The sequence below is a fragment of the Planktomarina temperata RCA23 genome, from assembly GCF_000738435.1.
In the GTDB taxonomy this organism is placed as follows: Bacteria; Pseudomonadota; Alphaproteobacteria; order Rhodobacterales; family Rhodobacteraceae; genus Planktomarina; species Planktomarina temperata.
The window spans coordinates 1370848-1388225 of sequence record NZ_CP003984.1 but is presented as its reverse complement, the minus strand read 5'-3'; the positions used below and the strand labels follow the sequence as shown (position 1 = coordinate 1388225).

The window sequence follows — 17378 nt, the reverse complement described above, 5'->3', positions numbered from 1 at the left end:
CGCTTGGGTGCATAAAGATTTAAGCGCGCACCGCGCCGTCCCCACGCACCAAATATTTGAAACTTGTGAGCTGGGCGGCGCCGACGGGGCCGCGTGCATGCATTTTTCCGGTCGCAATGCCAATTTCAGCGCCCATGCCAAACTCTCCCCCATCGGCAAATTGCGTTGAGGCATTATGCATCAAAATTGCGCTGTCCAACCGTTCAAAGAAACGGTCCACGGCGCGGCCATCTTCGGCCATGATACAATCTGTGTGATTGGAGCCATATTGGCGGATATGAGCAATCGCCTCATCGACATTGGCCACGGTTTTCGCCGCAATTTCCATGTCCAAGAATTCTTTGCCCCAGTGGTCGGCCGCAGCCGGTTGGGTACCGGCAATCGCTTGTAGGGTTGTGTCCGCGTCAACCACAACTCCTTTGTCCATCAAAGCCTGGATCACCTCCGGGCCCCAGCTGGCGGCGATATCGTCATGCATCAGCAAACATTCAGCCGCGCCGCAAATTCCCGTGCGGCGGGTCTTGGCATTGAGCACCACATCCAGGGTTTTTTGCCGATCCGCTGACGCATCTATATAGATATGCACAATACCTTCCAAATGCGAAAAGACCGGCACCCGGGCCTCACGCTGCACCAATCCCACAAGCCCCTTGCCCCCGCGCGGCACAATCACATCTATCGTATCGACCATAGTGAGCATTTCGCTCACCGCAGCCCGATCACGGGTCGGCACCAATTGAATGGTCGCCTCGGGCAAACCTGCGGCAACCACCCCTTTGACCAGGGCCTTATGGATGGCCGTGGAGGAATGAAAACCCTCCGATCCCCCGCGCAGAATAACAGCATTGCCAGCCTTAAGGCAGAGGGCGCCGGCATCCGCAGTGACATTGGGGCGGCTTTCATAGATCACACCGATGACCCCCAAGGGCGTCCGCACGCGTTTAATATGCAGCCCATTGGGGCGCTCCCACTCTTCAAGCACCTGCCCCACAGGATCTTCCTGCTCAGCCACCGCCCGCAGCCCATCGACCATGTTGCGAATGCGGTCTTCATCGAGCATCAAGCGGTCCAGCATGGCCGCCGAAAGACCTTTTTCGCGGCCGTAATCCATATCAAGCGCGTTGGCCTCTATGATATCGCCCCTTGAGGCCCAAACATATTCAGCCGCCCCAATCAGGGCCGCATGTTTGCGCTCAGCGGTGGCAAATCCAAGTTCTGCCGCGGCGGCTTTTGCGGCGTTCCCAATCTGTTTAAGAGTTGCCTTCACATCCATCATCGTCTCCCAACAGTCTTACAGGACCATGTCATCGCGGTGAATAAGCGCCCCGCGGCTGGCGTAGCCCAATTTTTCTTCAATTTCGCTCGTGCGACAACCCAGAATTTTTTGCGCTTCCGCGCTGTCAAACCCCACCAAGCCACATCCCAAATCTCGCCCATCCTCGGCCAATATCCGTACCAGCTCACCGCGGGCGAAATCTCCGGAGATCTCTGTCACCCCAGCCGGCAATAGGCTTTTGCCTGCCATGAGCGCCTTTAAAGCGCCTGCATCCACATGCAGCGCACCTTGGGGCTTGAGTGATGAAATCCATTTCTTGCGCGCAGTCTTTGGATCCACCGAGGGCAGAAACCATGTTGAATTTCCACCAGTTTCAAGATATTTCAGTGGATTATGAGGTGAACCTAAAGTTATAGCCATTGCGCATCCCGCGCCCATAGCCATCTTGGCCGCCATCAGTTTGGTCTTCATCCCGCCTTTCGACAGGCCGGACCCTGCGTCCCCAGCCATACGCTCAATCTCTGGGGTCACCTCGGTTATGGTGTCAAACCGAATGGCCGTTGCGTCCTCATTGGGATTGGCCGAATAAAAACCATCCACGTCAGACAGCAGCACCAGATGATCTGCCCCGACCGTCACCGCGATTTGTGCCGCCAAGCGATCATTGTCGCCATAGCGAATTTCATCTGTCGCCACGGTGTCATTCTCATTGACAATTGGCACCACGCCGTAGCGCAACAACTGCGCCAAAGTGGCGCGTGAATTCAGATAGCGGCGGCGATCGGCGCTGTCTTCCAAAGTCACCAAAACCTGCGCTGCGATCACCCCATGCGGAGCCAAATGCTGCTCATAGGCCCGCGCCAGTTGAATTTGCCCGACGGCTGCGGCCGCCTGGCTTTGCTCCAATGTTAACTCTGCCGCACCAAGCCCGAGAACCGAGCGGCCCAGAGCAATGGAACCAGAGGAGACAATCACAACATCCACACCTTTTGCGCGAAAGCCAGCCACATCTTCAGCCAAAGAGGCCAGCCAATCTTGCCGCAAGGCGCCGCTGCTGCGCTCCACCAAAAGCGCCGAGCCGATCTTAACTACGATACGGTTGGCCTCAGTTAGGGCTGCCATTTCGGCGCCTCCCGATCCTGCGCGTGGACAAGCTCAATCTGCTTCACCAGGCTGCGCAAAACATCCGCTGTCCCCTCGCCCGTGCCCCCAGACATGGCCAAAACCAGCTGGCCGCCCGTGGCACTGCGCAGCGCCCCAAGCGCAAAGCTCAGATCATCTTCATCCAATTCATCAATCTTGTTGAGCACGGTCACGCGCGGCTTGTCCACCAAACCGCCGCCATAGGCTTCAAGTTCCTGCATCACCGTGTGGTAATCCTGGCCAATGCTTTCCGAGGTGCCATCAATGATGTGCAACAAAACCGAACAACGTTCGATATGACCCAAGAACCTATCGCCAATGCCCCGCCCCTCATGCGCGCCTTCAATCAGACCCGGAATATCCGCAATGACGAATTGGTCATCATCCACCTGCGCCACCCCGAGGCTCGGGTAGAGTGTGGTAAATGCATAATCGGCAATTTTAGGAGACGCATTCGTCGTCTCACCCAAAAAGGTCGATTTCCCGGCATTTGGAAGACCCAAAAGCCCCACATCGGCAATCAGCTTGAGATTTAACCAGATTTCCCGCTCGACCCCAGCAAGCCCAGCATTGGCGCGGCGCGGGGCTTGGTTTGTGGATGATTTAAAATAGAGATTGCCAAAACCTCCATTGCCACCCTTGGCGATCACCACTTTTTGCCCCACCTCCGTCAAATCAAACAAAATGGTTTCACCATCTTCATCCATGATCTGAGTGCCAACGGGCACTTTCAGGGTGATGTCATCACCATCTTTGCCCGTGCGCTGCCGCCCCATACCGTGCTGGCCATTCTTGGCAAAGAAATGCTGCTGGTAGCGAAAATCAATCAACGTGTTCAGACCGGCCACGGCCTCAACAATCACATCGCCACCGCGTCCACCATTGCCGCCATCGGGACCGCCAAATTCAACGTATTTCTCCCGGCGGAATGACACAGCCCCGCCGCCGCCGCTGCCGGACCTGATGGTAACCTTCGCCAAATCGAGAAATTTCATAACACCGCCTTTAAATCATCTAACCTTAGCCGATAGAGGGTTACGGGCGCAGGCTCAAGCCTTGCCTGCGATTTCCCCGCCCCCTTACCAATTTCTTGAAACCCCAGCTTGCGCAAAACGGCGCCGCTGGCCGGATTGTCGTCAAAATGATCCGCCTCAACCTGACAAAGATCGAATTTTCGCATAAAATAGTCCAAAAACGCGCCCATAGCCTCAGAAGCATATCCCAAGCCCCAGTGCCGCGGATCAATGAAATAGGCGCAATTGCACAGGGTGTGCTCCGAGTTTGGACCAAGCCCTGCCACACCGATCACACCCAGCGAAGCCATCACAATCGCCGCACAAAAGCCCGGCGTGCCGCGATACCTCCGCTCGGTGATCCAAGCCTGCACTGCCGCCTTAGGCCAGGGCGTGCGGGTCGAGGCCAGCATCGGCGCCACCGATGGATGCCCGCCAATCCGCTGAACGGCAGGCCAATCTTCCAGAACCAAAGGGCGTAGACGTAAGCGTTTGGTCCTCAATTCGAAATGCTCTTCGCCCACCATATCTCACTCCATCGACCTAAGATATGTCCAGGTGGCAACGGTGGTTTTACGGGCCACACAAAAGGATTCCGCATCGCCAAGATAGGAAAATCCCATATCCGTCAGCACCCGCGCGGAGCGCGCATTGTCTTGAAAAACTTCTGCAAATAGGGTTTTGCTCCCCTGCGGATTGGCTTGGATTAGTGTCTCCACCGCTTCACGCGCCAGTCCAATGCTCCAAAAAGCTGGGGCCAACCAATAGCCCAGCTCGCCCTGCCGGCGATCAAGCCGTTTGAGCCCAATAACCCCCACAACCTCCGCCAAATCAGATTTACTGCCATCAAGAACCCAAACATCCTCGACACGCGCGGGATTCTGCGCTTGCTCTATAAAGGCATCAATGGCGCCGGGCGGTAGGGGATGAGGAATGGAGCGCGTGGGGCCCGACACGCGAATATCGCCCGCGTATAGTCCAATTAGCCCCGCATCAGATTTGCGGATTGGGCGCAGGGAGAGGCGCGCGCTTTCAAAGCTATGCTGAGTCCGGATCGGCGATATCATGACGCAATTCCGCCACCAAACAGGGCATAAAATACCGTGGCTACGGTCAAAAATGACAGCAGAAGAAACACAAACCGCTCTGCGCGGGTGCCTTGTATCGTGGCGGCAATCAGCTGCCCTGCCCCGGCCCAAATGGGATGGAGAAGCGTCTGGCACGCCAGCAACACCGCCGCGATGCTCACTGTCGCGGTAAATGCCGTGGCGCCAGCGGTTACAAAACTGGTAAAGGCCGCCGTAATCATGCCCCAGGCTTTCGGATTAAGAGGATGCACGATCAAACCGGCCAAAAACCCTGGCGGTGGCCCATCTGTCTGATCAGCTTTGAGCCGCATATTGGCCACGCGCCAGGCCAAATAAACAATATAGGCCGCCGAGAGATATTTCATCGCCAAAAATACCCCAGGTGCCGATTGCGCCAGTTGCATTAAGCCAAAGCCCAAAGGCCAGATGATCAGCTGTTTTCCCACAACGACACCCGCCACAAAAGGCAAAGCCCGCCGCAACCCATATCCAGCCCCAGTCGCCAAAAGCGCCATATTCGCGGGTCCCGGCGTGCCAATTTGCGACAGGGCAAACAGGGTTAATGCAATGAGTTCAACAGGCATTGTCAGGCTCCAAACTTGGCCATGCAGCACAACGCGCAAAGCACTTTAGGGAAAACGAAAAAGGGACCGGCCTTTCAGCCGATCCCTTGAATAGATAAACCTGAAAGGTTCGGCTTATTCAGCGGCCTCCGCGGTTGGCACAACTGAGATAAATTGACGGCTTTTGAGACCTTTGTGGAATTTCACATTGCCCTCAACAGTTGCAAAGATGGTGTGATCTTTGCCCATGCCAACACCTTCACCCGGCCAGAACTTCGTGCCGCGCTGGCGCACAATGATGTTGCCTGGAATTGCGTCCTGGCCACCATAGAGTTTTACACCCAAGCGACGTCCCGCTGAATCGCGACCGTTACGGGATGAACCACCTGCTTTTTTATGTGCCATTTGTGATTACTCCTTATCAGCTGCTGGTTTTTTCGCCGCTGGCTTCTTAGCCGCTGGCTTTTTCGCAGCTGCTGTTTTCGCTGCTGGCTTTTCAGCAGACGCTTTCGCGGCCGCTGGCTTTTTTGCGGTTGCTGGCTTTTTCGCAGCGGCAGGTTTTGCCGCAGCTGCCGGTTTCTTCGCAGCGGCAGGTTTTGCTGCGGCTTTTTTGGCTGCTGGCTTTTTCTCTGCTGGAGCGGCTTCAACCACCGGGGTCGCCACATAGGGCACTGAGCCCGCGCCTATGGCGGCTTTCACGCCGGATTTGTCAGCGCCTTTTTCCAAAATGTCTTTGATCCGCACCAAAGTCAGCTTCTGGCGGTGGCCTTTTGTGCGCTTGGAAGAGTGCTTCCGACGGCGCTTTACGAAGTTGATTGTTTTTGGGCCTTTGATTTGGTCGATGACTTCGGCTTGAACGCCTGCGCCCGCGATCATCGGTGCACCGACTGTGCTGCCAACCATCAAAACTTCGTTGAATTGAATCATCTCGCCAGCATCAGCTGCCAGCTTTTCGACGCGAAGCACATCACCGGATTGTACCCGATATTGCTTGCCGCCGGTTTTCATTACCGCAAACATTTGCGTTTCCTTTGTTTTTTCCGCGCCTTTCGGTCCCCACTTGGGTGTTTTGGCCAAGGCCACCTCAGACAGCGCGCCTGAATGTACAGACGTATTACACTAAAACGCAGCCCACTCTGGACCGCATTGCGCGCTTATTCATGGGTTTGGCTGTGAAGTCAAGCCTCTTCACAGCTCTTGCGTTGGCGTTAAGTTCACCATCTCGAGAGCCATGCGTTCAAAACGATCTGCCATAATGGTGAAGTGAATTGCGTTCATCAACTCATAGACTTCCATCATCTGTGGCATCGCCAGAGCATCACGATAAATTTCCATCTCCCGGTCTGTGAAATCACGGTAGGTAAAGGCATTGGCGACAATCAAATTGTCTGTCATCGCCTGGCGCACCTCGTCGTCTTGCTGGGCCAACATGGCTCTAAGGTCGACCTCATCAAACCGTTGGTCAATCAGGCCGGCCAAGGAGGCGGCCATCAAGAATCGCACCTGCACCTCCCGATAGGCTTTTATGGTCGCGCCCACATATCCAATGCTCTCGGCCATATCGAGAAAATACTGCGGCTGCGGCGATCCACGCGCGGCCAGAGCCTGCGCCAAGCGCGCGCCCTCAACCTCGCGATCTTCGAACTCCAGCCCATGGCTTTCGTTTTCAGCAGTCACAAGTTTCTGCCCAAGGTCTGAGCCGTAAAATCCCGTGGCATGAGCCAAAACATCCTCTGTCAGGGCCTTGTCCAAAATCTCCAACGCATCGCTTTTCAAAGCCTCCGGCTCAAACATGCGATCCGCAAGCCGTGACCAGCTGAGGCCAAAGTCATCCGCATCAAGGCCCAACATCGTCGGCGCATCCCGCGCAGACAGGCGCATGGATTCAAGCGCCACATCAAAACCAGTCACCGCCATGAATTGCGCAATCTGTGCACGATCTGCCGATTTCACAGGCATCACCGTGCAAAACAGCAGCGACATCGCAAGTAATATTTTACGCATGACCATCATAATTTTGCCCCTGTAATTTAATATATAATCTATGGCTCGGCGTTAAAATTTCAACTCCAGATCAGAATATCACAGCGGCAGACGGATTTGCGCCGATAATCCGCCCAGTTTCGCACTCTCACCCAACACCAGCTGCCCACCATGCGACCGCGCCACATCCGCCGCGATGGCGAGTCCCAATCCAACACCGCTGCCCTGATTTTGACCGCGCGCCGCTTCAAGCCGTACAAAGGGTTTAACGGCCGCCTCACGCTCTGCCTCGGGGATGCCCGGACCATCGTCATGCACGGTTATGTGCAGGCCTGTGTCCGCGAAATGAAGAGCCAAAATACTCTGGGTGCCGTAGCGGCCTGCATTGACCAAAAGATTCTCAATGGCCCGGCCAATCGGCACCGGCCGCAGAGCGCAGAGCCGCGGCGCGCCGACCAGCTCGAAATGAGCCGGCGGCGTCATCCGCGCAGCCAGCTCTGAAGCCAGCGCAACAAGGTCCACATTCTCAACCGGGTCTGCCGCCAAATCGCGTGCGTAGTTTAAAAAGGAATCCACCATCATCTGCATCGACGAGACATCTTTTTTCAGATCCTCAACCTCTGGCCCCTCCATGAGCTCCAGAGCCAATTGCAAGCGCGTAATGGGGGTGCGCAAATCATGGCTCACGCCGCTGAGCATCATAATACGCTGTTCAATTTGCCGTTCAATCCGGTCCCGCATATCCAAGAATGCCTGCCCAGCAGCCCGCACTTCCAGCGCACCAGACGGGCTGAGCGCCACCCGCTGGCCCCGCCCAAAAGCCGCCGAAGCCACAGAGAGCCGCTTAATGGGCCGCAATTGATTGCGCAAAAATATATAGGCAATCAAAGTCATAAAAATGCCCGTAAAGACCATCAGAACAAGCACTTGATGCGGATTAGACGCAGAGACACGATCGCGGCTTAAGATCAGCTGAATGGGTCCTTTTGCGGTCATAAGCCCAAGCACCACAAAATCCAAATCGGACAGATCAATTTCGCGAAGCCCTTCGAGCCGGCTGCGCATGAGTGGAATAATGGTGCGCCCAGAGATATCATAAAACATCAAGCGATTATCACGCGGCACCCCATCCCAAGACTGCAGATCAATGTTAAGCTCTGCCGCAAGGCCCTGCGACACCTCATCAACAGGGTGCCGCTCAAGCGCGCGCAGCACCAACTCAACCTCCAGCAAAAGGTTATTCGTCATTTGTTCCGTGACATCTTCAAAATGCCGTTGCACAAAGACAGCAGCGACGGCCAATTGTAACGTCAGCATCGGCAAGAGCAAAATCGCCGCAGCACGGCCATAGAGTGTTCGAGGTGCAAATTGTTTTAAAAAGCGGCCTATCATGGGCGCAGCTTATCAACTTGAGAGAGCAGAAGGAATGGCAGAAACACAGGCCCCCCAAATCCGCCGTCTTGTGGCGCCAAACCCGTCTCCCATGACCTATACCGGCACAAATACCTATTTTCTGGGCCTGCGCGACATCGCCGTCATCGACCCGGGCCCAGATAATGACGCGCATTTTGCTGCCATAGTTTCGGCCATTGCCCCCGATCAAAAGATCACAAAAATTTTGGTGACCCATGCCCATCTTGACCACGCCCCCTTAGCGCGGCGCCTCAGCGCCCATTACGGCGCGCCGATCTATGCCTATGGGGACAGCGGCGCAGGACGCAGCGCGCAGATGATCGCCCTAAGCGCGGCTGGCAAGATCGGAGGCGGCGAAGGTGTCGATTATGACTTCCAGCCCGATATAACCCTAAAAGATGGCGCCGTTTTGGACCATGAGGGACAAGAGCTTATCGCCATTTGGACGCCTGGGCATTTCGGCAATCATATGGCCTTCTCCTGGAACGGAGCACTCTTCAGCGGAGATCACGTTATGGCTTGGGCCAGTACGATGATATCGCCGCCTGATGGGGACCTTGGCGCCTTCCGCCGCAGCTGTGCGCAGCTGCAACAGCGCCGCGAAAGGCTCTACCTGCCCGGCCATGGCGATGCGATAGAAGATGGCCCTGCCCGGCTGCATTGGCTTTTGGCCCATAGGCAGGAGCGGGAATCGCAAATCATCTCCCATTTGCAAGGTCAGCCCAAAAGCGCACAAGGCTTGGCCGAAGCGATCTACACCGACATCGATCCCCGCCTCATTCACGCCGCGACACGCAATGTTTTGGCGCATTTGATCGACCTATGTGAGCGCAATTTAGCCACCTGTCAGGGACCAATTGACCTTCAGGCAAAATATTCTGTGATCTGAGGCGATTTTCGAATTTTTGGGCTAGACCTCCCAAACCCGCACCGCTATATCCGCTCCCAGTGGTCCGGCGTAGCTCAGCGGTAGAGCAGTTGACTGTTAATCAATTGGTCGTAGGTTCGATCCCTACCGCCGGAGCCATTTAAGTTATAGGTGTCAATGACTTACGTCACTGGCGCCTTTATTTTTGTTTATCACAAAAAGTTATAAACAGTTATAAACACTTTTAGGTCAATAATTTGGTATAATCATACTATAGTTCAAGAAATAAATCTTAGTCTTATCCATCAGAAAATCATCAAAATCTAATGTGTCAGCAAGCAGTGATGAGTTACTGCGTAGCAATAAGCACTCTAATGCTCTTTGATCCAGGTCAAAGCAGCTAATTGAAGCCAAACAGAAAAAACAGATAGTCAAACTTTTAACAGATTACCAATATAATCAATTTCGATCTCTTCTTTTTCACTCAACTGACCATCCGCTTCTGATATCTGACGCAGTAAGCTCATTAAAGAATTCTTGATTTCATCAGCATCACAATCGACGTTTGAATTTATAAATTCGCCAAAAGATTTAATAATGGTGTTATAGCTGTCTATCTCATTCTGATCCTTGTATTGCGAAATCATTTTAACAACAAAAGGCAGTGAGACAGTAACCGTGCACAATCTCAATCGAGCATTTAACGCATCGCTGGATGGGTTGGATTTGAAAACTGGTGCTGATGGCAGAACACGCACACTTTACAGTTTGAGGCATTTTTACGCCACGCTGAACGTAGAACGTGGAGTGACGACACACGCACTGAGCAGACAACTAGGTAATAGCACTGAGATGATAGACGGGCACTATAGCGAGTATAGTCCCTTGTTGAACGCTGAGTTGCACAGTGGGCGGAAGCGGTAAGCTATTTACACTGCAAATAAAATACGCACTAATATTTAAACTTTCTTACAGGAGGAAACTAATGTTTCAGTTTATGAAAAAACAAAAATATCTTGCGTATTTAACGCAAGTTATTGAAAATATTGAGCAAAATTTGAAGCTTCAAGCTGACTTAATGGATGCGAAAAATTCATACCTGATTACTGATATGAACCTTAAAAATGCATTGCGTGACTGTAAGACGATAGCAAAAGGTTGGGAGGCTGCCGATAATGAACTCAGAATAAAAGGAGCCTCAGTCATGAACATGAAACTTATGACAGCAATTGACTATGCCAGTGAAGTTCAGCTGAAAAACATTGAGTTAGTTGAGCATATGATTTTATTACAAAGTAATAACGATTTGATTCAACGCATAGAGAGTGTAGGAAAATCTTTAGCAGGAACAGATAATTCTGACGAAATCGCTGCCATTGAAAGAGACTATGGGATAATGTTGAAAGGCTTTTCCAAGCAAGAGTATTATTTAAAAGCCTCACATGAAATATTCAGTGATATTAACAGGCATCCCAAATTTTAACGAAGTAATCAGCTGTGTTTTTGAGCCGTCAAACAGACAATCTCACTTAGTTGGGTTACATTCCAAAAATTTTAGAATACGTTTCAAAAATATGGAAAAACATTCATATCCTAAACGACAAATTACTCTTTATCGACGTATGTCCAATACACAGCTGGATGACACAAACCGTCGTGCCGTTTGGTCGGTAACTGGCGATGGAAATTTCAAAACAGTTGAACATGCAGCAATGGATTACTTTAGTTCTGATGGGCGATTCACCAGTCATGATGTTTCAGAGTTAATGGAAATATTGTTAACTCTACAGGTCATAGCAGCCAATAAGTTATCAAAAGCAGATACAAAAAGGATACTAAAAAACCCCAGAATCAGTCAAAATATTTCAGAAACAATACCGTTCAATCTTCCTAGTAGTTTTGAACGTTTTCCAGAGATAGACGTTAGATTTTATTTGAGTAAAGACACACGTCTTCGAAACCAAATCTTTCAAAAATTCCCTTCTCTAAATGAGAATTTTAGCGAACGGGATTTAACAAAGGCTATCATTGAAGGTGTTGGCAACAATTTTCTAGACTTCAGTAGTTATAAAGACGCAGTGAATTCATACATCCGCAGTTTAAACTTCCAACTCTCTTCTAATGTTCCTTGGCATACACTGCATATAGACTTAAGTCTGTTGACATATTTTCACTATAGTCATCGTACAGACAAAGATGTTCGACTTGGGCAAAGACGTTATGCATCAAGACCTTCTGGGCGGGAGGATATGCAACTGCTTTTTGAAAATACACATTTTGCAACGATTGCTGATATTGAAAAACTATTGCCTACCGCACTACCTATTTTCTTTAAAAATTGGCAAGATGAAAAAATAAATGGTGTAGGTTATGGTAGCAAGAAGTATCATGGACGTGTCTCGGAAATTAGAAAACTAGATGAACTTTCAGAAATCAAATTTTGGGGTTACCTCGTGCATAATGCCAGATCATTTCAAGAAGTTGTGAGTGCAATAGTCGAATTATATCAATCTGTTTCACCCAAAATGTGGTTGAACCTCGCTGAAAAGCACTGGTCTAGGACTGGGGATTTTATTTACACGACTGGTGTTCCTGATCTAATTGTCTGGGGACGCAATGAGTTTGAATTAGTGGAAATAAAGTCACCATCCGATAGCTTGCAGAAATCCCAAATTGACTACTTCGAAACGGTTTTGGACCCTTTAAACTTAAATTATTCAGTTGCCCATATAAATGTGAAGTAAAAGTGTACGTTTGCTGTCTAGCCCCCAATTTCAGTGCCACTAATTTTGGATTTCTCTAATAAGGTTTCTGGCATGGGAGGTCGCATTCCGAGTGCATGATGGGGCCTGATGTGATTGTATTCTTTGAGCCAAATATTGATTGCGACCTGAGCCTGTTTGATGCTGTGGAACCATTCAGCGTTTAGGACTTCTTGGCGAAGAATACCGTTGAACCGTTCATTGTAACCGTTTTCCCAAGGACTGCCTGGGTAGATTTGGATTGGTTTGACGCCAACCTTTCTGAGCCATTTTTGAAGGTGTTCAGCTACGAACTCCCCGCCATTGTCAGATCGAATGCATTCAGGCTTTCCGTATTTCATCAGCAAACGATGCATGACACGCAAAACATCATCTGAGTTCATCTTGTCTTGCACCTCAACGCAAAGAGCTTGGCGGGTAAACTCATCCAAGACGGTCAGCATCTTGTAGCTGCGCCCATATTAGCCCCGTACAAGCGTGAAAGACTTTGGGTCGTCACACGGCGATGCAGTGGATAAACACGCTGTACGAGCCTCTGTGTGAGCCTGTAGGGAACCCTTAGATTCACAACCAACCGACCAGCCTGATGCTTCGTCTTTAAAATTACTTTTTGTTTTATCGCCCAAAGTCATCCGATAATGAAAAGGACACTTTTTAAGTTTTAATTGTGCCTTTTATTTTCTACGTAAAATTTTTAGCTATATGCAGGGACCAAATATCTGAATAAAAATCAACCGGATCCATGTTTGAGAACCCCATATAGTCTGAAAGATCTGCATATGCTTTACTGGCATCGTCAAGACTGCACCGAGAGTTTTCAGTCGAATAGTCAATTAAAAAATCTGCTACCATATCATTTAGCTTCTGACCCTGATCATATTTGATCATACTCATAAGTGTATCTCCAGTTCGTGGTAACTGGGCCAATATATATTCAACCATATCGCCAAATGAATGCAGCTCAAGTCCTGGATCTGTAACAACATGCGACATTGCGAATATTTTTTGCTCACCATCATCCAAATATAGGGAACGTTTATTGCCTTGAATTGTAATAAGCACAAATTGCTCTTGACCAGTTATCTGATAGCCAGTGAATTTATTTTCCCCAATATGTAATTGGATCTCTTCAGGCAGATTTATCATAACAATTTTGATAATTTTTTTTAAGCATTATGTCTATCCACAAATCTAAAACTTGAAATTAATCTCGGGTTACACTGACTAACACAAATCATAAGAATTAGTAGTTATTCATATCTTTCAATTTTACCTACTATTGATTTGACTTCTTCAAATGACATTTCATCAGTTGCTTCGTCTGATACAGATTTTAATACTTTTCTGAAAAATCGCCTATCTTGTATTAGTTCAGGTAGATACGATACTCCTTTTTCATTATCAAAATGATCGCCTTCTTCTATACTTAATGTGATTGATGCAATTTCCCGTGTCATTTCATTTATGCAAAGTTGTTTATGGCTAGGCTCCAAACCAGTAGTCATACACCTTCCACACTTCCACGGAATTTTACCTCCAGGATCAGTTTTATAACCGGTTCCATTACAATTTGTGCATTTCATAACTAAATGCGTCCCCATATTTAAATTATCTTGATATTAATTTACTTTATTTGCCTACTTTTGAAAGTTGTTTCTATTGAGAGTTTTTACACCCTGAGTTTTATAACTTTTTTTGAAATACTACTACTGGCGGAACTAATAACTACGTCAGAACCGGAAGCTGCTATTAAAAAAGACGATCTGAAGTCAAGGCTCAAAAAATTAGGAAAACTCGCAAAAAGCTTGACCTATAATTAGCAATTACTATTGAAATTCACCTCACGACGCTGCAGTGAGTTAAGGCAATTTGGAGTGTCTTTTGTGAGCAAAAAGTAGGATACCTTTTCAACTAAGATTTCATAAGTTGTAGGGCTATCGAAGTAACACTTTCGGCAAGAAAACCTTTGCAAGGTTCACTCATACAAACAGCAAAATGTGCTCTCTGCCCTATGCGTGACTGCAAGTATTCTAATGTTTTTTGATGATGTACAGCCAAGTGGTCACGTTGCTTGAATGAATGAAGATCAGTATTTTCACCATCGCTGCCTATTACCCTGACCCATATTTTATCATTAGCTGTCCACGCATCTTCTACATACGCATCAGCCATTGAGTACTGATATTTCACCCTCTCTTTGAGGCTCAATCGCTTAAAGTTTGGACCAGCCTCAAGTTCAACTCCCTCTATTGGGAAACTGTCTATTGTCGCCTTAATTTCATCTGCTGACGAAAGAATAAGTTCATCAGCCTTCGAAAGAACTAGAACTGGTGCCTCAGGTTTACTATTTATGCTTGAGGCTACAATCTCTTCAACATCATTAGAATCTTTTATTTTATCAGCAATATAAGCTGGATGTAGAAGATGGATGATATCATCAGAAGTAATTTTACCTCGCTTTACCATCCCTGAAATGTGTTTAGTTACAGTCATGTCGCCTCGAGATCCGTCACGCAACAAAGTGATAATCGGCGGGGACTGATGGTCCAATTTAGGCACACCGAGTACGACTCGGCACTTGAAAGAAGCCGGGGCATTATTTTTGTCCAAGTCAGGTATTAAAAGTTCTCCGCTATAATGCTCGTTTCCACGTTCAATTTCGTCTTGCCGTTGCCGTTTAGTACCTTCTTGATCCTTAATTGCATTTTGAAGGATACAAAACTGCTGATGATGTTCTTTAATCTTAATGCCAAATCGAAGTGGAAGGGATTCATTGTTTGTGTGCCCATTTAATCCTAAAAATACCTTCATGCGACATTCCCCATCTTCTGGACAAACAACTTAGGTTTGGATGACAGATTATTCTATTGAACCAGCCACTTCCAACAATCGCACGCACTATCATAAAATGCTAAAGAAATTTTTCCACCATTTGGCTTTTTGTTCGTCTTCAAGCTCGCAATCTTTGGTGCGGTACCGGGATCTCCTCCACATACAACGTCATGTATTTCTCGCAATTCCCATTCCACTAATTCGTTACTTTGGATTTCAAATTCAAAACTGACACAGGCCTCGTTCAGTCGTGTAATTTGTGAAAGATTTTGCTTTATTAGCCCATACGGCGCAAGGAGAGATGACAGGAGGTGAGCTGGAGCCTCGCAAACCAGTTGATCCGAAACAGTGATGGCTTTGTTGCAGTCGAAGCTAGCAGCTTTACCCACACCTCCAAAACTCACTGAAAGCAGCAGGGCTAAACTGAATGATTTGAAATACTAAAACATATTTTAGTAAACCTATCTGTTCTTGGATATAAGTTCATCTTGATACACGAAGGGGGCGCAAGCAAGTACGCAGTCGTCTCAGCCACCGGATCATACCAAATCCACGATCTTCCGCCTCGCCTCTCTGTCTCTGTCGATATATCGCTGAGTGACTACCAATGATGAATGATCTGCCGAGGGCGATGCCTCGAAATACTTACGTAAAGACAAAGGCGACCTCAAACGACTGCGTCAGGAGCTTTTGATCGCATGGAAGCTGCGTAAAGCTGGCACTCATGAGGTGAAACCACATGCCTTTGGCAGGACAAATATTTTCCCGACCTACAAACTAAAGGCAAAAGAAATGTCGGAAATTCTCAGCGACGAGATAGGCGTTCCATGTACGAAAACCGATGTCGACAATGCAGCCAAGAAAACAGTCTTTACACCCCAACGGGTGCCAAACACACAAGAGGTGCGGATGAAACTTGCACGACTGAGACTGGACCTGTTCCCAAGGCTAGAGGTCACAGATTTTATTTCAGGAGGGGCTGAATTTTTACTGATTGAAGACAGATAATAAGCGACGGTTACCAGCATAAATTTGGTCTATACTCTTATTCCCCTTCTCGCAGTCACCTTGGAAATAGTGATGATTAACAGAAAGTAACGAGTGACCAGCCAACATTTATGTATACCTAATTGAGTTAACACCAGTTTTGCTTGCATTTGGAATTTACGGCGGCCAAACTGTTTTCATGAAATCGGTAATAGATGATCCAAAATCTAAAACTTTAAAAGAAATTATGAATTGCTATGAGCTTTTCAAACTAGAACGATTTCGAAAAAACGCAGTCAGAGGAAATGATCTAAAGTTAGCTGACTTCATTGATCAAAGAATGAGAGACCTTTGGGCTTTGAACCTAGACACCGAAGATGAGCTATCTGAAAACTTCGATAAACTTATCGATGGTTATGAAACAGTACTTTCTATGCATAATGTCAAAACCACCTACGCAACCTATTCTCGACGTAAAATTGGGGAGGTTGGAATAATCCAATTTTTAAAAGACCTCTTAGCTAGAAATGATAAAACATATGGCCTTGAACTTTTACGTAAATATGATTGCCTCGATGTTGCGTATGAGAACCTTGTTTTAGACAAGAGGTTTCAAAAGTATTTCACAGAGAAAGAAATATTCGAGGCAGAATTACGTTTGGCAAGAGCTAGAGCAAGTTAACGACCTTCTTCTGGCTCTCACTATCGCTCTCAATGTATCTTTGTGTGGTTTGTAGAGATGAATGACCAACCATCATCTGAATATCTCTCAAAGAACCACCGACGGTTGAGATCTTCTTGGATGTTTCACTGTACCCAAAATTCCTCTCAACATTTTGATTTAAGTGTTGAACAGCTTTACATTGAGATAAAACTGGAGACGCCAAGTGGATAGCGATTTAATCAATCAATTTAATCCTGAAAGTTTTAATGAACTAGTCGACACAATCTACAATGTGCTTTGCCAAGTGGAGCTGGCTAGGTTTCCCAAAGGGTTTGCTATGGGCCAAGAAAATAGTGGTGGTAAAATCGATTGGCACCTCTCAAGAGAACGTGTCTATTTTGTGGTCTCATTAATCCAATTTTTGAAAAAACACTCAATACAATTTCCATTTCAACGACAGTCGCAAGCAGGCGAAGAAACAATCATCGACGCAATATTGCTAGCAATAAACCGTTTCAACTGTTTCAAAAATTACAGCCACGATGAGCTATTAGGTATTTATCACCATCGAGTTTCAAGAGGCTTTCCAATTATAAATATTTGGGGGGAGGATATGTATCTCCAATATGGAATATTGGTTAAGAAGCCTAAAATAAAGTAGCCGGGGGTAGTAACCGAAGAGTGTTAAAAATATTATACAAATCAGTACTGGCAACTAGTAGAATTCCAATCGTGGTAATCTCAATGTTATAGTCAATAATACGTGAACCAGGTCACTTCATCGGC

General features: G+C 48.1%; 21 protein-coding genes, 1 tRNA gene and 1 pseudogene. 7 read left to right on the top strand and 16 right to left on the bottom strand.

Going from position 1 to position 17378, the window contains the following annotated elements; translation table 11 throughout:
• Positions 1-19: 19 nt before the first annotated feature.
• The 10 genes from RCA23_RS06545 to RCA23_RS06500 form a co-directional block, all read right to left on the bottom strand.
• Positions 20-1276 (bottom strand): glutamate-5-semialdehyde dehydrogenase, encoded by a 1257-nt coding sequence (locus tag RCA23_RS06545; protein ID WP_044049632.1) that lies wholly within the window; start codon positions 1274-1276, stop codon positions 20-22.
• Between the two features lie 15 nt (positions 1277-1291).
• Entirely contained in the window at positions 1292-2398 is a 1107-nt protein-coding gene (gene proB, locus RCA23_RS06540) for a glutamate 5-kinase (RefSeq protein ID WP_044049631.1), read from the bottom strand.
• Positions 2386-3414, bottom strand: coding sequence for a GTPase ObgE (obgE, locus tag RCA23_RS06535; protein WP_044049630.1), 1029 nt, complete (start codon positions 3412-3414; stop codon positions 2386-2388). The genes proB and obgE overlap by 13 nt, the downstream gene beginning before the upstream one ends.
• Positions 3411-3959 carry a GNAT family N-acetyltransferase gene (locus RCA23_RS06530; protein WP_052377076.1) on the bottom strand — a complete coding sequence of 183 codons (549 nt, stop codon included), beginning with the start codon at positions 3957-3959 and terminating at the stop codon, positions 3411-3413. The genes obgE and RCA23_RS06530 overlap by 4 nt, the downstream gene beginning before the upstream one ends.
• A 3-nt stretch (positions 3960-3962) precedes the next feature.
• Complete coding sequence (locus tag RCA23_RS06525) at positions 3963-4499, bottom strand: GNAT family N-acetyltransferase (protein ID WP_044049629.1); 537 nt, start codon at positions 4497-4499, stop codon at positions 3963-3965.
• A complete protein-coding gene (locus RCA23_RS06520) occupies positions 4496-5104 on the bottom strand; it encodes a LysE family transporter (RefSeq protein WP_044049628.1) in 609 nt (202 codons plus the stop codon). Before RCA23_RS06520 ends, RCA23_RS06525 begins: the two co-directional genes overlap by 4 nt.
• 114 nt (positions 5105-5218) lie before the next feature.
• Positions 5219-5488, bottom strand: coding sequence for a 50S ribosomal protein L27 (gene rpmA, locus RCA23_RS06515; protein ID WP_044049627.1), 270 nt, complete (start codon positions 5486-5488; stop codon positions 5219-5221).
• 6 nt (positions 5489-5494) lie between these two features.
• Positions 5495-6103, bottom strand: coding sequence for a 50S ribosomal protein L21 (gene rplU, locus RCA23_RS06510; protein ID WP_081871016.1), 609 nt, complete (start codon positions 6101-6103; stop codon positions 5495-5497).
• Between the two features lie 168 nt (positions 6104-6271).
• Positions 6272-7096 carry a DUF2059 domain-containing protein gene (locus RCA23_RS06505; RefSeq protein ID WP_044049626.1) on the bottom strand — a complete coding sequence of 275 codons (825 nt, stop codon included), beginning with the start codon at positions 7094-7096 and terminating at the stop codon, positions 6272-6274.
• A 69-nt stretch (positions 7097-7165) separates the two neighbouring features.
• The gene (locus tag RCA23_RS06500) at positions 7166-8458 is read right to left on the bottom strand and encodes an ATP-binding protein (RefSeq protein ID WP_044049625.1); all 1293 of its coding nucleotides are present in this window, start codon (positions 8456-8458) and stop codon (positions 7166-7168) included.
• Positions 8459-8492: 34 nt separating this feature from the next.
• Here RCA23_RS06500 and RCA23_RS06495 point away from each other — a divergent pair, with 34 nt between their 5' ends.
• Complete coding sequence (locus RCA23_RS06495) at positions 8493-9368, top strand: MBL fold metallo-hydrolase (RefSeq protein ID WP_236631407.1); 876 nt, start codon at positions 8493-8495, stop codon at positions 9366-9368.
• 63 nt (positions 9369-9431) lie between these two features.
• A tRNA-Asn gene (locus RCA23_RS06490) sits at positions 9432-9506 on the top strand.
• 272 nt (positions 9507-9778) lie between these two features.
• Here RCA23_RS06490 and RCA23_RS06485 read toward each other — a convergent pair.
• Positions 9779-10105, bottom strand: a complete 327-nt coding sequence (locus tag RCA23_RS06485; protein WP_169701359.1) for a hypothetical protein — start codon at positions 10103-10105, stop codon at positions 9779-9781.
• 227 nt (positions 10106-10332) lie between these two features.
• On the opposite strand from RCA23_RS06485, the gene RCA23_RS06480 reads away from it, so the two are divergent.
• Positions 10333-10830, top strand: a complete 498-nt coding sequence (locus RCA23_RS06480; protein WP_044049622.1) for a hypothetical protein — start codon at positions 10333-10335, stop codon at positions 10828-10830.
• A gap of 91 nt (positions 10831-10921) precedes the next feature.
• Positions 10922-12091 carry a VRR-NUC domain-containing protein gene (locus RCA23_RS06475; protein WP_169701358.1) on the top strand — a complete coding sequence of 390 codons (1170 nt, stop codon included), beginning with the start codon at positions 10922-10924 and terminating at the stop codon, positions 12089-12091.
• Positions 12092-12108: 17 nt separating this feature from the next.
• Here RCA23_RS06475 and RCA23_RS06470 read toward each other — a convergent pair.
• The 5 genes and pseudogenes from RCA23_RS06470 to RCA23_RS16460 form a co-directional block, all read right to left on the bottom strand.
• Positions 12109-12555: pseudogene (locus RCA23_RS06470) on the bottom strand (integrase core domain-containing protein); the annotation flags it as partial.
• Positions 12556-12790: 235 nt separating this feature from the next.
• Positions 12791-13255: a hypothetical protein gene (locus RCA23_RS06465; protein ID WP_044049620.1), complete on the bottom strand. Its 465-nt coding sequence runs from the start codon at positions 13253-13255 to the stop codon at positions 12791-12793.
• 104 nt (positions 13256-13359) lie between these two features.
• Positions 13360-13566, bottom strand: coding sequence for a hypothetical protein (locus tag RCA23_RS16465; RefSeq protein ID WP_169701357.1), 207 nt, complete (start codon positions 13564-13566; stop codon positions 13360-13362).
• 454 nt (positions 13567-14020) lie between these two features.
• Positions 14021-14920 (bottom strand): hypothetical protein, encoded by a 900-nt coding sequence (locus tag RCA23_RS06460; protein WP_044049619.1) that lies wholly within the window; start codon positions 14918-14920, stop codon positions 14021-14023.
• Between the two features lie 53 nt (positions 14921-14973).
• Positions 14974-15345 carry a lysozyme inhibitor LprI family protein gene (locus tag RCA23_RS16460; RefSeq protein WP_169701356.1) on the bottom strand — a complete coding sequence of 124 codons (372 nt, stop codon included), beginning with the start codon at positions 15343-15345 and terminating at the stop codon, positions 14974-14976.
• Between the two features lie 286 nt (positions 15346-15631).
• Here RCA23_RS16460 and RCA23_RS06455 point away from each other — a divergent pair, with 286 nt between their 5' ends.
• The 3 genes from RCA23_RS06455 to RCA23_RS06445 all read left to right on the top strand — a co-directional run bounded on the left by RCA23_RS06455 (position 15632) and on the right by RCA23_RS06445 (position 17253).
• Positions 15632-15949 carry a hypothetical protein gene (locus tag RCA23_RS06455; protein ID WP_044049618.1) on the top strand — a complete coding sequence of 106 codons (318 nt, stop codon included), beginning with the start codon at positions 15632-15634 and terminating at the stop codon, positions 15947-15949.
• A 178-nt stretch (positions 15950-16127) separates the two neighbouring features.
• On the top strand, positions 16128-16610 hold the full coding sequence (locus RCA23_RS06450; RefSeq protein ID WP_044049617.1) for a hypothetical protein: 483 nt from the start codon (positions 16128-16130) through the stop codon (positions 16608-16610).
• A gap of 205 nt (positions 16611-16815) precedes the next feature.
• Positions 16816-17253 (top strand): hypothetical protein, encoded by a 438-nt coding sequence (locus RCA23_RS06445; RefSeq protein ID WP_044049616.1) that lies wholly within the window; start codon positions 16816-16818, stop codon positions 17251-17253.
• Positions 17254-17378: the final 125 nt, after the last annotated feature.

Excerpts from the sequence above, each read along its gene's own strand:
- RCA23_RS06545 (WP_044049632.1), bottom strand. The coding sequence starts at position 1,276 with ATGATGGATGTGAAGGCAACTCTTAAACAGATTGGGAACGCCGCAAAA.
- proB (WP_044049631.1), bottom strand. The coding sequence starts at position 2,398 with ATGGCAGCCCTAACTGAGGCCAACCGTATCGTAGTTAAGATCGGCTCG.
- RCA23_RS06500 (WP_044049625.1), bottom strand. The coding sequence starts at position 8,458 with ATGATAGGCCGCTTTTTAAAACAATTTGCACCTCGAACACTCTATGGC.
- RCA23_RS06450 (WP_044049617.1), top strand. The coding sequence starts at position 16,128 with ATGAAATCGGTAATAGATGATCCAAAATCTAAAACTTTAAAAGAAATT.
- RCA23_RS06505 (WP_044049626.1), bottom strand. The coding sequence starts at position 7,096 with ATGATGGTCATGCGTAAAATATTACTTGCGATGTCGCTGCTGTTTTGC.
- RCA23_RS06495 (WP_236631407.1), top strand. The coding sequence starts at position 8,493 with ATGGCAGAAACACAGGCCCCCCAAATCCGCCGTCTTGTGGCGCCAAAC.
- RCA23_RS06530 (WP_052377076.1), bottom strand. The coding sequence starts at position 3,959 with ATGGTGGGCGAAGAGCATTTCGAATTGAGGACCAAACGCTTACGTCTA.
- RCA23_RS06460 (WP_044049619.1), bottom strand. The coding sequence starts at position 14,920 with ATGAAGGTATTTTTAGGATTAAATGGGCACACAAACAATGAATCCCTT.
- rpmA (WP_044049627.1), bottom strand. The coding sequence starts at position 5,488 with ATGGCACATAAAAAAGCAGGTGGTTCATCCCGTAACGGTCGCGATTCA.
- RCA23_RS06475 (WP_169701358.1), top strand. The coding sequence starts at position 10,922 with ATGGAAAAACATTCATATCCTAAACGACAAATTACTCTTTATCGACGT.
- obgE (WP_044049630.1), bottom strand. The coding sequence starts at position 3,414 with ATGAAATTTCTCGATTTGGCGAAGGTTACCATCAGGTCCGGCAGCGGC.
- RCA23_RS06520 (WP_044049628.1), bottom strand. The coding sequence starts at position 5,104 with ATGCCTGTTGAACTCATTGCATTAACCCTGTTTGCCCTGTCGCAAATT.
- RCA23_RS06480 (WP_044049622.1), top strand. The coding sequence starts at position 10,333 with ATGTTTCAGTTTATGAAAAAACAAAAATATCTTGCGTATTTAACGCAA.
- RCA23_RS06525 (WP_044049629.1), bottom strand. The coding sequence starts at position 4,499 with ATGATATCGCCGATCCGGACTCAGCATAGCTTTGAAAGCGCGCGCCTC.
- RCA23_RS16465 (WP_169701357.1), bottom strand. The coding sequence starts at position 13,566 with ATGACACGGGAAATTGCATCAATCACATTAAGTATAGAAGAAGGCGAT.
- rplU (WP_081871016.1), bottom strand. The coding sequence starts at position 6,103 with ATGTTTGCGGTAATGAAAACCGGCGGCAAGCAATATCGGGTACAATCC.
- RCA23_RS06465 (WP_044049620.1), bottom strand. The coding sequence starts at position 13,255 with ATGATAAATCTGCCTGAAGAGATCCAATTACATATTGGGGAAAATAAA.